Source organism: Paenibacillus pabuli (assembly GCF_039831995.1).
In the GTDB taxonomy this organism is placed as follows: domain Bacteria; phylum Bacillota; class Bacilli; order Paenibacillales; family Paenibacillaceae; genus Paenibacillus; species Paenibacillus pabuli_C.
In genome coordinates this window covers 3571807-3586166 of sequence record NZ_JBDOIO010000003.1, presented here as the reverse complement: position 1 = coordinate 3586166, position 14360 = coordinate 3571807, and the positions used below count along the sequence as shown (strand labels likewise).

At 49.3% G+C, this 14360-nt stretch carries 14 protein-coding genes; 9 read left to right on the top strand and 5 right to left on the bottom strand.

The annotated features are described in order from the left end of the window. The first annotated feature begins 38 nt into the window (after window positions 1-38). The gene (gene thiC, locus ABGV42_RS18070) at window positions 39-1844 is read left to right on the top strand and encodes a phosphomethylpyrimidine synthase ThiC (RefSeq protein ID WP_347382874.1); all 1806 of its coding nucleotides are present in this window, start codon (window positions 39-41) and stop codon (window positions 1842-1844) included. Window positions 1845-2003: 159 nt separating this feature from the next. Here thiC and ABGV42_RS18065 read toward each other — a convergent pair whose 3' ends face one another. The 4 genes from ABGV42_RS18065 to ABGV42_RS18050 all read right to left on the bottom strand — a co-directional run bounded on the left by ABGV42_RS18065 (window position 2004) and on the right by ABGV42_RS18050 (window position 5394). After that, complete coding sequence (locus tag ABGV42_RS18065; protein WP_347382873.1) at window positions 2004-2693, bottom strand: hypothetical protein; 690 nt, start codon at window positions 2691-2693, stop codon at window positions 2004-2006. Between the two features lie 181 nt (window positions 2694-2874). Beyond that, window positions 2875-3042 carry a hypothetical protein gene (locus ABGV42_RS18060; protein WP_347382872.1) on the bottom strand — a complete coding sequence of 56 codons (168 nt, stop codon included), beginning with the start codon at window positions 3040-3042 and terminating at the stop codon, window positions 2875-2877. Window positions 3043-3537: 495 nt separating this feature from the next. Further along, complete coding sequence (locus tag ABGV42_RS18055; RefSeq protein WP_347382871.1) at window positions 3538-4371, bottom strand: zinc ribbon domain-containing protein; 834 nt, start codon at window positions 4369-4371, stop codon at window positions 3538-3540. Window positions 4372-4443: 72 nt separating this feature from the next. Next, window positions 4444-5394: a helix-turn-helix transcriptional regulator gene (locus ABGV42_RS18050; RefSeq protein ID WP_347382870.1), complete on the bottom strand. Its 951-nt coding sequence runs from the start codon at window positions 5392-5394 to the stop codon at window positions 4444-4446. Window positions 5395-5478: 84 nt separating this feature from the next. On the opposite strand from ABGV42_RS18050, the gene ABGV42_RS18045 reads away from it, so the two are divergent. The 7 genes from ABGV42_RS18045 (at window position 5479) to ABGV42_RS18015 (ending at window position 9986) form a co-directional block, all read left to right on the top strand. After that, window positions 5479-6174: a response regulator transcription factor gene (locus ABGV42_RS18045; protein ID WP_347382869.1), complete on the top strand. Its 696-nt coding sequence runs from the start codon at window positions 5479-5481 to the stop codon at window positions 6172-6174. Then, window positions 6167-7255 carry a HAMP domain-containing sensor histidine kinase gene (locus ABGV42_RS18040; protein ID WP_347382868.1) on the top strand — a complete coding sequence of 363 codons (1089 nt, stop codon included), beginning with the start codon at window positions 6167-6169 and terminating at the stop codon, window positions 7253-7255. Before ABGV42_RS18045 ends, ABGV42_RS18040 begins: the two co-directional genes overlap by 8 nt. Window positions 7256-7354: 99 nt before the next feature. Further along, on the top strand, window positions 7355-8218 hold the full coding sequence (locus ABGV42_RS18035) for a M15 family metallopeptidase (protein ID WP_347382867.1): 864 nt from the start codon (window positions 7355-7357) through the stop codon (window positions 8216-8218). Between the two features lie 28 nt (window positions 8219-8246). Next, window positions 8247-8798: a VanZ family protein gene (locus tag ABGV42_RS18030; protein ID WP_347382866.1), complete on the top strand. Its 552-nt coding sequence runs from the start codon at window positions 8247-8249 to the stop codon at window positions 8796-8798. Window positions 8799-8812: 14 nt separating this feature from the next. After that, window positions 8813-9022 (top strand): hypothetical protein, encoded by a 210-nt coding sequence (locus tag ABGV42_RS18025; protein WP_347382865.1) that lies wholly within the window; start codon window positions 8813-8815, stop codon window positions 9020-9022. Window positions 9023-9242: 220 nt separating this feature from the next. Then, window positions 9243-9644: a hypothetical protein gene (locus ABGV42_RS18020; protein WP_347382864.1), complete on the top strand. Its 402-nt coding sequence runs from the start codon at window positions 9243-9245 to the stop codon at window positions 9642-9644. A gap of 27 nt (window positions 9645-9671) precedes the next feature. Next, complete coding sequence (locus tag ABGV42_RS18015) at window positions 9672-9986, top strand: hypothetical protein (protein WP_347382863.1); 315 nt, start codon at window positions 9672-9674, stop codon at window positions 9984-9986. Between the two features lie 159 nt (window positions 9987-10145). On the opposite strand, the gene acnA is transcribed toward ABGV42_RS18015, so the two are convergent. Further along, window positions 10146-12860, bottom strand: coding sequence for an aconitate hydratase AcnA (gene acnA, locus ABGV42_RS18010; RefSeq protein ID WP_347382862.1), 2715 nt, complete (start codon window positions 12858-12860; stop codon window positions 10146-10148). A gap of 383 nt (window positions 12861-13243) precedes the next feature. Here acnA and ABGV42_RS18005 point away from each other — a divergent pair, with 383 nt between their 5' ends. Then, a complete protein-coding gene (locus ABGV42_RS18005) occupies window positions 13244-14242 on the top strand; it encodes an amidase domain-containing protein (RefSeq protein WP_347382861.1) in 999 nt (332 codons plus the stop codon). Window positions 14243-14360: the final 118 nt, after the last annotated feature.

Sequence of the window (14360 nt, the reverse complement as noted above, 5' to 3'; positions counted from 1 at the left end):
CCATTCATGGGACGACCAATGAGGAGGAAGAGGTAGCGATGAATACGAACAACAGAACAACAGGACAGGAACATTCTGGAGAGGTGTTGGAAAAGGAAGCAGGGGCCGCAGGACGGGTTCAGCCGTTTCCTGGCAGCCGCAAAGTATACATTCAGGGCTCACGGCCCGACATTGCCGTACCGGAGCGTGAAATTGCCCTTCATGACACGAATACGCCCCAAGGGGTGGAGCATAACGAGCCGCTGCGCGTGTACGATACGAGCGGCCCTATGACGGATCCCGGATTCCACGCCGATATCCGGGCAGGCCTGCCAGCCCTACGTACGCGCTGGATCACAGAACGGAATGATGTAGAGGCATATCAGGGCCGTACCGTCAAACCGGAGGATAACGGGCTGAAGCCTGGAGGGAAGCGAACCGGAGCTGAACAATATCCGGGACTCCGCGGCCAACCGCTGCGTGCACAATCCGGACGCTGTGTCACCCAAATGCATTATGCGAGGCAGGGCATGATTACGCCGGAAATGGAGTTCGCCGCCATTCGTGAGGGAGTGGAGCCGGAATTCGTGCGGCAGGAGCTGGCGAGCGGCAGGGCCATTCTGCCATCGAATATCAATCATCCGGAGAGCGAACCGATGCTGATCGGGCGTCACTTTCACGTGAAAATCAATGCGAATATCGGTAACTCTGCCGTATCTTCTTCGATCGAAGAAGAAGTGGAGAAAATGACCTGGGCGGTACGCTGGGGGTCCGATACGGTGATGGATCTCTCCACGGGCAAGGACATCCATACCACACGGGAATGGATTATCCGCAATTCCCCGGTACCGATCGGCACGGTGCCGCTGTATCAAGCGCTGGAGAAGGTGAATGGCGAAGCCGAGGCACTTACCTGGGAATTGTACCGGGACACGCTTATTGAGCAGGCCGAGCAGGGTGTGGATTACTTTACGATCCACGCAGGCGTGCTGCTGCGTTATATTCCGATGACGGCCAAACGGATGACCGGCATTGTTTCAAGAGGCGGTTCCATTATGGCGGCATGGTGCCTTGCACATCATCAGGAGAATTTTTTATATACGCATTTTGAGGAAATCTGTGAAATCATGAAAAGGTATGATGTAGCCTTCTCGCTCGGAGACGGACTTCGTCCAGGCAGCATCTATGATGCCAATGACGAAGCCCAGATGGCTGAACTTGCTACACTCGGTGAACTGACACAGATTGCGTGGAAGCATGATGTGCAGGTGATGATTGAGGGGCCGGGACATGTGCCGATGCACAAGATTAAGGAGAATGTCGATCTGCAGATGGAGATCTGCAAGGAGGCACCGTTCTATACACTTGGACCGCTGACGACCGATATTGCACCAGGATATGACCATATTACCTCAGCCATTGGTGCGGCGATGATTGGCTGGTTTGGAACGTCCATGCTCTGTTATGTCACGCCAAAGGAACATCTGGGCTTGCCGAACAAGGATGATGTCCGGGAGGGTGTCATCGCCTACAAAATTGCGGCACATGCCGCTGATTTGGCCAAAGGCCATCCGCGTGCCCAGCGCCGGGATGACGCGCTGTCTAAGGCTCGCTTCGAATTCCGCTGGCGGGACCAGTTCAACCTGTCACTGGACCCGGAACGTGCGCTGTCCTACCATGATGAGACATTGCCTGCTGAAGGAGCCAAGGAGGCACATTTCTGCTCCATGTGTGGGCCGAAGTTCTGCAGTATGCGCATTACGCAGGATATTCGTGCCTTTGCCGCAGACAAAGGCTTGTCCGAGAATGAGGCTGTAGCGGCCGGGATGCAGGAGAAGGCCGAGGAATACCGGACCCGATCCTAAGGGTCGTTACAGCGCAATTTGGGCGGTCTAAGAAGCATGAAAGCCGTTCTCTCCACTGTTGGGAGAGAAGCGGCTTTTTACTTGTTTCGCTACAGGGAAATATAATAAAAATTAGCTGCAACAAAAAAGGCAGGCCAGCGAATACTTCGCAGGATAACTTTAATGTCGGCCGATGTTCAATTGCTGCTCCAAATACGATGCCAGCGATGCAAGCGGGCTGTAAATCTCCGTACCCGTATTTGCTGAAGCACGTGCAGCTGCGGGAGCCATAGACAGCTGAGCAGCTACAACTTTTTTCTCAGGTGACTGTGCAGCGAGTTGCTGCAATCCGGTACTCACCGCTTTCATATAACCTTCCTTATCGCCTCGCATGATCAGCTCAAATGTTCCAGGTATTACTGCGGCCTTCGTTCTCGATACATCGGCAACGTTTGCCTGCTCGCTGGTTTCACCCTGCTGTAGTGCTTCATTCACCCGCGCCATCGTTCCTTCAACGGTTGCCGGATTGGTAAAAGCAAGAATGTATTCCTGGGAATCCTGCTGCAGCTTCTGCAGCAATGGATCATCAATACCGATAACGGGAATGGAGACATGCTGTGCTTCGTGCGCCAGTACTGCCGCAAACAGGGTACAAGTGACCAAAATGGCATCGGCATGACACTGGGCAATCCACTGTAACGTTTGGGATACTTTCTCTCGGATGACAGCCTCTGTGAAGTCCGCATCCTGTTTGCGGCGATCCAGACCGGGATCGACATAATGCACTAGTTCCACTTCATAGGGAGCTAGCGCCTCTTCAATGAGTGCGATGTTGGAATAGTGAGCGTGATAACAGCCGATCGTGATCATAATGACATCCCCTTTGCCAATGCTTGTTTTTAGTGAGCTGTAAGTGGTATAGATATTTAATCCATTATAGAAACGCGACTAGGAACTGTACAGCGTTTAAACAAATGCCAATAACCGTCTCTCCGCCAAACGGCAGAAGGACGGTTCTATAACCAGACTCCAATAGAGTCAGATATTCATTTTATCGCATGGAAGGAGAAGCGTTCTTTTGAGCCATTTTTTGCTGCAGAATCTCGTGAAAGGATAGACCTTGAGTGCTCTCATTCTCCTTTTTGGGAGCAGTGGTCGCCGTGTTGCGCGGATATTGGTGGTGGTACGGGATCATTTGCTGAATAGGCATGCGGATCATCTTAGTTCCTCCTCTGGTGCAATATCGAATAAGCACTCGTTATCATTATTTAATTTAAGGCTATGTATTTTGATAGATAGTCCTTCCAAATGCACGAATAGGTATATGTGACTTGTTAGACGAAATCGAGAAGTTTAGACGTAATTCCAATTGGATTGTAGTGATTTTACCCAATATTCAGAAGATGTAAACGGTTTTGGAGAAATTCAGGAGTAAAGAACCTGATATAAAGGCTGGATATGGGAGGAACGAATCGGTTGTTAAGTGAATAGTCCCAGTTTCAGAAATGTCAATTGTGACGAAAATAAGACAAATTGTCTGGGGAAGTAGGTATCCTTGAAGCTAACTAACTTGGTACCATAGTCGGTTGTCGGGAGCGCAATGGGGATGATTTTACATGTGTTTACACGTGAGACAAGGGAGTGACACCAAAAAAAGCCGTCCAGAAAGCTGGACGGCTTGTGAAGCGTTGATCCGGAAATGAAATGATATGTATCACTTTTCTGCAGTTGGCGTAGATGGTTTTACGGCAATATAGATATCCACCTGAACATTGGCAGGATCCATGCTCCGTTCATCGTATAGCTCGAAATCACCGGTAAACGTTCGCTCGTTCTGGTTGTTCCAGCCCCATACGGCGCCCCATGCTTCACCTACCACTTCTGCCATTGGACCCTTACGTGAGGTGATTACGGCGTATGTTGCAGGTGGTAATTCAATCGAGTTCATGCCAGCTGGTAACGTTTCATCCGCAGCAACTTCATGACCTACGAGTATGGTGTATTCCCCGTTTATACCATCGGTGTAATCCGTGTAGCAGCCATATCGGGCTGCCTCTGGAGCGGGGAGCTGCCCTGAGGTGAAGTAACGGTCCCACAGTCCCTGAATGCAGCCATTGCCGCTCATCTCGATTGCGTTGGTCGTTCTGGCCGATATGCCAGCCAGGCGTTTGCCGGGAAGCGTAATATATCGAACAGGTTGAGTTAAGAGTGACTTGTCTTTATCGGTAAAATGCTGTTCGGTGTCATCTGCGGAATTTCTTACCGCCAGTGTTGTTTTTCCTTCAGGATTGGAAGTGCGCCATCGTTTCAAAAAGGGAAGTTGATTGCGCAGCATGGCCCGCGCTGAGTCCTCATCCGTACCTTCCTCCCTAAGGATTGTGGTGCACATTTTAATCATACCTTCCAGCGTAATGTTCGGTTGTTGGAACTTGCCTTCTTTGTAACAATAGATGCAGTATTCGCGAGTTGTACTCCCATCTGCTTCCGTTCCGAATTGGGCAGGGGTGGTCAGCGGCATTCCGCAGCTCTGGCATACAGTGACGTTCATTAACAATTCCTCCTCGTTATGTACAGCTTGAATATAGATGAAGTATAACGAGAGGAACTGGACAGCTGTCTGTCAGGTTTGCGGAGGAGCAGCATAATTTTGCACGATTTGTTCTGCGATTCGGCGAATTTCATCACGAATATGAAGAGGCTCCAATACCTCGGCATCTGCGCCAAAGCCAAGAATGAATCCGTACAGCCAGTTGTCCTCCGGAAATGCCACCTGGCTTATGTAATATCCCTGGCCGTCGGGAATCACGTTCTCTATGCCAAACCACTCTTCGGCAATATGACGGACACGGGCATGGAATCTCAACGTCATGGCAACCGTGTTCCCTGGAGTCGCCCACTCCTGCTGCCAGGGTCTGTCCTGCAGATTGATGGATTTGCGTTCAAAGCTTCCATGAGCAAGTGTAACGTCCTGCATGCGGACCAGTTTGAACATGCGAAACTCATTACGCTCATGACAGAACGCATAGAGGTACCAAGAGTGCTTTTTCAGAACAAGGGTATGAGGGTCGACGGTTCGGTAAGTCCGTGCTCCTTCGGCACTGCAGTAGGTAAAGGTGATTGGACGCAGCTGATCCAGTCCCTGTTCAATGATTTGCAGTTTGTTTTGCAGTGCTTCCGGGTGGGTCCACATCGAATAATCCACAATGAAGCGATTCGTGTCGGCCTGAAAGTCATCGTTTTTGGATTCCGGCACAATGCTGCTTAGTTTCTCAACCAACAGTTCCCGTGCTACATTGGTATGAGAGGTGGAGACGCTGCGCAGTGCAGTCACGATGGAGGCCAGATCCCGGTCAGTCAATACGTTTCGATCCAGGCGATAACCTTCCGCAAGGCCAATGCCACCGCTCATGCCTTGGTATGTCACGACAGGAATGCCTGCCTGCCCCAGGGTATCAATGTCACGATAAATGGTACGGATGGAGACTTCAAACGTGTCTGCCAGATCCTTGGCCTGTACACGGCCGCGATTGATTAGCAGCACAACGATGGCTAATAAACGGTCCAATTTCATAAAAAAGGTTTCCTCTCAATGATTTATATGTTGGATTCAGATATGTTATATTGTTGAGCATCACATATAGGAGTGGGATAAGCAATGAAGCGAATTACAATTCTGATTGCGGACGATGAAGTTGAGATCGCTGATCTGGTTGCTTTGCATTTGCAAAAAGAAGGATATCACATCGTCAAGGCATATGATGGCAAGGCGGCCCTGAACGCTATCCAGACGCAAGCAATCGATCTGGCAGTCCTCGACATTATGATGCCAGGCATGGACGGTTATGAGGTCACCCGCAAAATCCGGGAACAGCACCACATGCCGATCATTTTCCTGAGTGCCAAAACGTCGGATATGGACAAAATAACGGGTCTCGTGATGGGTGCCGATGATTATATGACCAAGCCGTTCAATCCAATGGAACTCGTTGCCCGGGTGAACTCCCAGCTGCGCCGTTCCTTGCAATTCAGCCAGTCTGCACCTGTCCAGCGCTCCATTCTGGAGAAGGGCGGACTCGTCATCGCGCCGGATCAGCATAGCGTTACACTCTACGGCAAACCAGTGGAACTAACACCGAAGGAGTTCGATATTCTGTATCTGCTCGCAAGCCACCCCAAGCAGGTGTTCAGCGCGGAAAGCATTTTTGAACAGGTATGGGGAGAGGCCTATTACGAGAGCGGCAATACGGTAATGGTTCATATTCGAACCCTGCGCAAAAAGCTCGGAGAAGATCTGGACAAGAACAAGTTTATCAAAACGATCTGGGGTGTGGGGTATACGTTTAATGACTAAACGAAGAAGTTTTCGCACAACCATGATTATGCTGCTGGGTCTGAGCATGCTTGCCTCTGGCGCTATCACCTATGGAATTTACAAGCTTTTGCAGGCTTATTATTCGGGTGTGCGGGCAGAAGATCAGCTTGCTGAATATCGTCATTTTATGAAAAGTATTGGAGATATCTATTTCTTCCTGCTCCTGTTCATCCCACTCGCCATTCTATTTTTCTTCTGGTTTACCAAGCCCTACGTGACCTATTTTAAGGACATTTCCACAGGGATCAGGCATTTGGCGAATGGAGACTTCCAGCATCGTGTGCAGATTTCTTCGAAGGATGAATTGGGTACAATCGCAGAGGATGTGAATTTGGCGAGTGAGAAGCTTAGGGAAGCGGTCGAACGGGGGGATTTTGCCGAAACCAGCAAGGACCAGCTCGTCGTGAATCTGGCGCATGACCTGCGAACACCACTGACTTCTGTACTTGGATATTTGGATCTGCTCATGAAGGATGATCAGCTGACAGAGGAGCAGGTTCGGCACTTTACGTCGATTGCATTTACCAAGTCCCAGCGTCTGGAGAAGCTGATTGATGATTTATTTGAAATTACCCGGATGAATTATGGCATGCTGCCCATACAGAAAACGCGGCTTGATCTCAGCGAGCTGCTGAAGCAGATGAATGAAGAGTTGTATCCGGTATTTGAGAAAAATCGCCTGGTCACCCGGTTAACGATCGAATCGGAATTGACCATCTCTGGAGACGGTGAATTGCTCGCCCGGGTGTTTGAGAACCTGCTGATTAATGCTGCACGCCATGGCAAGGATGGCATCTATGTGGATCTTAAGGGATACCGGGATGCCGATCAGGTCATCATTCAGGTCATCAACTATGGGGGGCATATTCACCCGGAGGATTTGCCGCATATTTTCGATATGTATTACACCGGAGATCGTGCGAGGACCCCTCAGGAGGGTGGAACAGGCCTTGGTTTGTTTATCGCCCGAAATATTGTGGAGCAGCATGACGGGACCATTTCGGCTCAGAGTGATGTGGTACGGACCTTATTTGAAGTGCGCCTGCCCGCATTGGAATGAGGTTTGCAGTCAAATTTAAGAAAAACTTTAAAAATGCCCTGCTTTTTCTTTAACTAGTTTTCTCTATCCTTGATGTTAAGAGGCAAAGGAGGAGCAGGGATGAAGAAGTGGGGCTTATTGATATGCATCATTTTGATTGGATATATGGTTGCAAGATCGCCGGCATCTTTTCTGCAAAAGGATGAGATGTCTATCGAAATTCAGGATACACGTGTAAGCCATGCCGGATATACCGTATCTGTCACGGGTAATATTCAGGATCAGGTACATAAGGGCAACTTGCTGCTTGTTAATTCAAGCTATCCGGTTCATCCGGAAGGCGTAAGAACCGATATTGTAAATGTGGCGCAGCAGGATGATTTGGTCCGTGGATACGGATTGCTGGATCAGAACATATTGCTCTCAAGAGAGGTAGCCCAAGCGTTTCAGAAGATGATTGAAGCAGCGGGTGAAGAGGGAGTGCGCTATTTTCTCATCAGCAGTGGATATCGGGACTTGGCCAAGCAGGATGAACTTTATCGGGAAAAGGGATCAGACTACGCGCTTCCGGCAGGACACAGTGAGCATAATCTCGGATTATCTCTGGATATCGGCTCCGCACTGGCCACCATGGATGAAGCGCCAGAAGGCGCCTGGCTCGAGAAGAACGCTTGGAAATATGGTTTTATCCTACGTTATCCAAAGGACAAGGTGAGCATCACGGGGATTCAATATGAACCCTGGCACTTTCGATATGTGGGACTTCCGCATAGTGCTGTCATGTATAAGAATAACCTGGTGCTGGAACAGTATCTGGATTTGCTAAAAGAGAAAGAGGACATTATGGTTGAAGTGGAGGGTGAGAAGTATCATATCCGCTATTACCTGGCCGCCAAAGATACGACCGTTTACATACCTGAGCAAGGTGAATATGAAATATCGGGGGATAACATGGATGGGGTCATCGTCACAGTAAAGGAATAACAGGGCTGTACAAAGGAGGTTCATCAACATGAGGCAGACAAAGTTCAAACATAAAATCCTTTGGATCGCCATGTTAATCATCTATTTATATCTACTAACCAAGCTGATTCTCTTTAAAGGAGGTCCAGTCGACTTTGAAGTAGTCAGGGTTCAGCTCATGGCTTTCCTTCAACAACCGGACCTGATTCATACGCGAACCGTCAACCTGACGCCATTTCAGGAAATCTCAAGAGACTGGAACAGCCTCTCACTGCATCGTCCGGGTACCGCAATCCACCTGCTGGGCAATGTGCTGGCTTTCATTCCACTGGGGTTTTTCATCCCGCTCCTGATGGGCAACAAGCTGCTGTCGGGGGCAAACGTATTTCTGTCATCTCTACTTCTAAGTCTAGGCTATGAAGTAACACAGCTGCTCACTGGCATGGGCATATTCGATGTGGACGATCTGATGCTGAATACATTAGGTGGAATGATTGGATATATTCTTTTTACCCTGGCTATCGGCATAAAACAGTTGTTGGTTGGAGGAGAATCCCGAGCGGTGAAAAAGGAGTATAATCCTAAGGAGAGCCATGTGTAAGGAGGTAGATCCTTTTGATCGTAATAGCTGTACTATTGATGAGCACGGGTTTGATGTTTCTTGTGTACCCCCGAAGTGTAACCGATGCTTCATATCGACGGAACGCAGATCGATTGGCAACATCCAGATGGGTGGGGGGCTCACTGATCCTTATGTCATGTCTGTTCTTAATCATGGGTACAATGCAGCTGCTGGATGAAACTAAGCATCATATCGGACATTAGGAAGATAGTGACCTCAAGTAAATAGAGCATGCTTATATGCATTATATAAAGCTCCTCATCACGTTCTAATACTGTGGTGGGAAGCTTTTTTCTGTTTTTTTCTGTCATCGTTATCGGGATTGGATAACACAAGACTCTAGAGGGTTTGCGGAGGGGCTCCTATTGCGGTAGAGTAGGACCAAAGATTACGAGACAATATATTAACAAAGGAGGATATTTATTGTTATATCCATTGGCTATAGACTTGGCAGGCAGAATGAGAGCAATCATGGAAATTGAGCGTGAAATGGCTGAAGCTGAGCGTGCCCCCGACCGTGAAGAAATAGTGCCTGTTTTGAAGCAGAAAAGATCAGATTTGATTAACAGCTGTACTCGTGAAGAATTATTAGTCATAGAGACGGTGATGAAAGTTGGACAATCAGAGAGAGGGTATCGATACTATTTCGACAGGGATGACGTTGAAACAATTCACTTACCCATTGAGTTAACCGGACCTGAACTGATGCACAAATATTCCTATTATCTCGTACATAAAACCAAAGAGGAGCTTGCGAAGGGGATTGAGGGTAACACAATCGTATCCCAGCAACTGAAAGAAGGCATGGAGATTTTGAAACTCTAATCTATAAGCTGCAGGAGGGTAAAGAGAATGATAATGAAAATTTCGTACTATACGCCGGATGGTTTCTATTATTACGTCCCAGACCAATATGCAGAGCAGATGGAAGAGTGGAGATGGGAATTTTCTGATTTCTTGCAGAGTTTAGATTTTAAGCACCCGTTCACCCAGTACACAGAGTCCATCGATCATGAGGGTAAGTTGGAATACGCCGTTTTTGTGCGGTGTTACGGAGGGGATGACTTTATGGACTGGATTAACGTGGAGAAACTAAATTGCAGGGGAGTATATCGTATCCCTGCACCACCTGATGATTCGGAAGTGGCCTTGAAGATTGACTTTTAAAAGCGTTCACTATTCGGAATTTCATCAACCCCATCTGTAGGGATATAGCTATGTCGATCATGGAACGTAAAACATCAAAAAAAGCTCCCCATCACGTGCCGAGTGCACGTGGCGGGGAGCTTTTTTGATATTAATGTATCGCATTAAAGGTTCATGCAATTAAGCTTTTTTCATCATCTGACGCAATACGGTTTGCAGGATACCACCGTTGTGGTAGTAGTCCACGTCAACCATGCTGTCGAGACGAGCGATGACAGGGAAGTCGAACTTGGTTCCGTCTTCACGGGTTACCGTAACCGTCAACTCTTGTCCAGGCTTCACATCATTGCTGAGGCCCGTAATGTCATACGTTTCACGTCCATTCAGACCGAGGCTGGACCATCCATGGCCTTCCTGGAATTGCAGTGGCATTACGCCCATGCCCACCAGGTTACTGCGGTGGATACGCTCGAAGCTTTCTGCGATAACGGCTTTAACGCCGAGCAGGAATGTACCTTTTGCCGCCCAGTCACGGGAGCTGCCTGTACCATACTCTTTACCTGCAATAACGATCAGGTTCTGACCTTCGTCCTGATACTTCATGGAAGCATCGTAGATGGACATCTCTTCATCCGTTGGCAGGTACTTCGTAATACCACCTTCCGTACCCGGAGCTACCTGGTTACGAATGCGAATGTTGGCAAACGTACCACGCATCATGACTTCATGGTTACCACGGCGTGAGCCGTAAGAGTTGAAGTCTTTGCGTTCAACGCCATGCTCTTTCAGGTACAGTCCAGCTGGACTGGATGGAGCAATATTACCCGCTGGCGAGATGTGATCCGTTGTTACGGAGTCAGCCAGCAATGCCATAACGCGTGCAGAGCGGATATCTGCGATATCGGTCAGTTTGTCGCCAAGGTTTTGGAAGAATGGCGGGTTCTGAATATAAGTGGAGTTTGGATCCCACTCATACAGTTCGCCTTCCGGTACAGGAATGTTATTCCAACGCTCATTAGCCGTAAATACGTTCTCGTATTTGTTGCGGAACATCTGAGCATTCAGTGAGCTTGCAATGGCATCCTTGATTTCCTCGGAGCTAGGCCAGAGGTCTTTCAGGAAGACAGGCTCGTTATTCGTATCATAACCGATTGGATCGGTAGCAAAATCAATATTAACCGTACCCGCGAGAGCATAAGCTACCACGAGTGGTGGAGAAGCCAGGTAGTTGGCTTTTACCTGAGCATGTACACGGCCTTCGAAGTTACGGTTACCGGACAATACAGCTGCTACAGTCATATCGTTCTCGGAAATTGCTTCGCTTACTTCGTCTGGCAGTGGGCCGGAGTTACCGATACAAGTTGCACAACCGTAACCGGCAACGTTAAATCCGAGCTGATCGAGGTATACGTTCAGGCCTGATTTTTCGAGATACTCGGTAACGACGAGGGAACCTGGAGTCAAGCTGCTTTTTACGTAGCCTGGTTTGGTCAGACCGCGCTCAACTGCTTTTTTCGCCAGAAGACCCGCTCCGAGCATAACGCTTGGGTTGGATGTGTTGGTGCAGCTTGTGATCGCTGCAATGACAACCGCGCCTGCTTTCAGTTCACTAGTGGAACCGTCAGGGTGCTTCACAGGCACTGTTTCTTCAATCTTCTCATCGCTCAGCCCGTATCCGCCTTTATCGACCGGGGTACGAATGATGCTGTTGAAGCTATCCTTCATTTGTGTCAGCTCGATGCGATCCTGCGGACGCTTAGGACCTGCAAGGCTTGGTACCACGGAAGCGAGATCCAGCTCGATCACATCGGTGAATTCTGGATCAACCGTGCTGGAAGTCCGGAACATGCCTTGTGCTTTGTAATAAGCTTCAACCAGATCCACTTGCTCGTCGGAACGTCCCGTACTGCGCATGTAGTTCAGTGTCTCGCTATCGACAGGGAAGAAACCAATCGTAGCGCCGTATTCCGGTGCCATGTTGGCAACAGTCGCACGGTCAGCGAGGCTGATGTTAGCAAGGCCTGGACCGTAGAACTCGACAAATTTGCCGACTACGCCTTTTTTACGAAGCATTTGAGTGACAGTGAGTGCCAGATCCGTAGCTGTTGCGCCTTCGCTCAGGCTGCCAGTCAATTTGAAACCGATAACGTCAGGTGTTACAAAATAGAGCGGTTGCCCAAGCATGCCTGCTTCGGCCTCAATTCCGCCAACACCCCAACCAACAACGCCGAGACCGTTGATCATGGTGGTGTGGGAGTCCGTACCTACGAGGGAATCCGGGAACACGACAGTTTCGCCGTCAATCGTTTTGGTTGCAGCGACGGAAGCCAGATACTCCAGGTTGACTTGGTGAACGATCCCTGTGGATGGCGGTACAGCACGGAAGTTGTTGAATGCCGTTTGTGCCCAGCGCAGGAAGCGGTAGCGCTCTTCGTTACGCTCGAACTCAACCTTGATATTGTAGTCGAGAGCGTCGTTGGTTCCGAATGCATCAACCATAACGGAGTGGTCGATAACGAGGTCAACCGGCACGAGCGGATTGATCTGTTTTGGATCGCCGCCTGCCTTTTTCACCGTATCACGCATCGCGGCAAGATCCACGACAACCGGTACGCCAGTGAAGTCCTGCAGGACGATACGTGCAGGGATAAACGGAATTTCCTTGTTATTGTCACGGCCTTCTGCCCAGCCGGTAAGTTGTTTCACATGTTCTTCGGTAATTGCGCGTCCGTCGAACTGACGAACTGCTGCTTCGAGCAGCACTTTAATGGAGAAGGGAAGCTTGGAAAGGTCGCCGTAGCCGCCTTCCTGAAGAGCATCGAGACTGTAGTAGCGGTAAGACTTGCCTCCGACCTCAAGACTGCGGGCTGCGGAGAAATGGTTCTTGGCTGACATACATGTACCTCCTTAAAATGTGTCGGTGAGATGAAGATAAAGTTCATTTAGGTGGAAGAACAGGCCTTCATCGTTCCGTGTCCTTGTTCGTTGGTTTCATCAGATGAAACGTAATTTCATAATTGCAACTTTAGTTTTAAGTATACCGTTTTCACCTCCGTACGTAAAGGGCTTTTTGCCTGTCCAAACAAGCTTTGAGAACAATGAAGGCGTTTTCGTGAATATTGGTTGGTTGCGATACTTCCTGCCTGCGAAGACTCCGAATTTCAGCCTTCGATCCGTGGTCAGAACACATACAACCGTTATACGCCTCATATGATTAGAAGTAGTTTGCACAGCTGAATTTTCCAGAGAGAACTCAAGTGCCAAAGGGGGACACAGGCTTGGAACGGGAATGGAAGAGTGCCTTATACACCTATGTGAACCAGTACAACCGCTGCGAAATCGACTATCGTCCACAGACGAGCGAGCGGATCGTCACCGATCCGGAATTTGTGCTGGAGCGGGGAGAGCGTATGGCCAGACTGGACGACTGGTATCGTAAACGGCGTGCAGTGCCTCTTCGCAGCGAGACCAGTGCCAAGCTTGTGCGTACGGTTACGGAAGGTCCGGAAGAATCGGTCGTGGATGTTCAACTGTACAGCAGGCTTTTCTATGAGAAGAGCGGAATCACCCACCGGGAGGATCGGATTGAGCGGGAACGGTTGACCTTTTTGCGGCAGGGCGGATCCTGGATGATTGGACGGGTAGAGAGAGAAGTGCCGGAGCGGCGTCCGGCAGGGGAGGGAAGACCCTTTCAGCAAGCCGATTTTGTACAGGCGAATAATCGGCCGCTGCTGAACAGGGAAGTGCTTGGCCAGGGAAGGAGTTCAAGGCAGCAATTATACCGGAGAGACCTGGCTGTCGCTTATGCAGATCGATGGTGGAATGCAGGAAACCCGGCATTTGAGGAATTCGAGGTAGACTGCACCAATTACGTCTCCCAATGTCTCTTTGCAGGGGGAGCACCCATCCACTATACTGGTAGAAGAGAAGCGGGCTGGTGGTACAAAGGCTATGTGAACAGCACCGAAATGTGGAGCTACAGCTGGGCCGTATCCAACAGTCTGGAGCGGTATCTGGGGAGCAGCAGCTGGGGTCTGACAGCAACTGAAGTCGATCGTCCGGAGCAACTCATGCTCGGAGATGTCATTCTCTACGATTGGGACGGAGACGGCAGGTTCCAGCATAGTACCGTTGTGACTGCCTTTGATGCGGGAGGCATGCCGCTTGTCAATGCACATACAGTCAGCAGTCGCCACCGCTACTGGGATTACCGGGATTCTTACGCTTGGACAGAGCGGACGGTGTACCGGCTTTTTCATATTGCAGATGAGTTCTAAATGAAGAAAGATATACAGGGATTTGGTGACGCGGACATTCAGTTCCGTGTAAAATAACCCTAAGACAAGAATAAAATTGATGCTGAACATGAGGTATGACGGCATCATGCACACATAA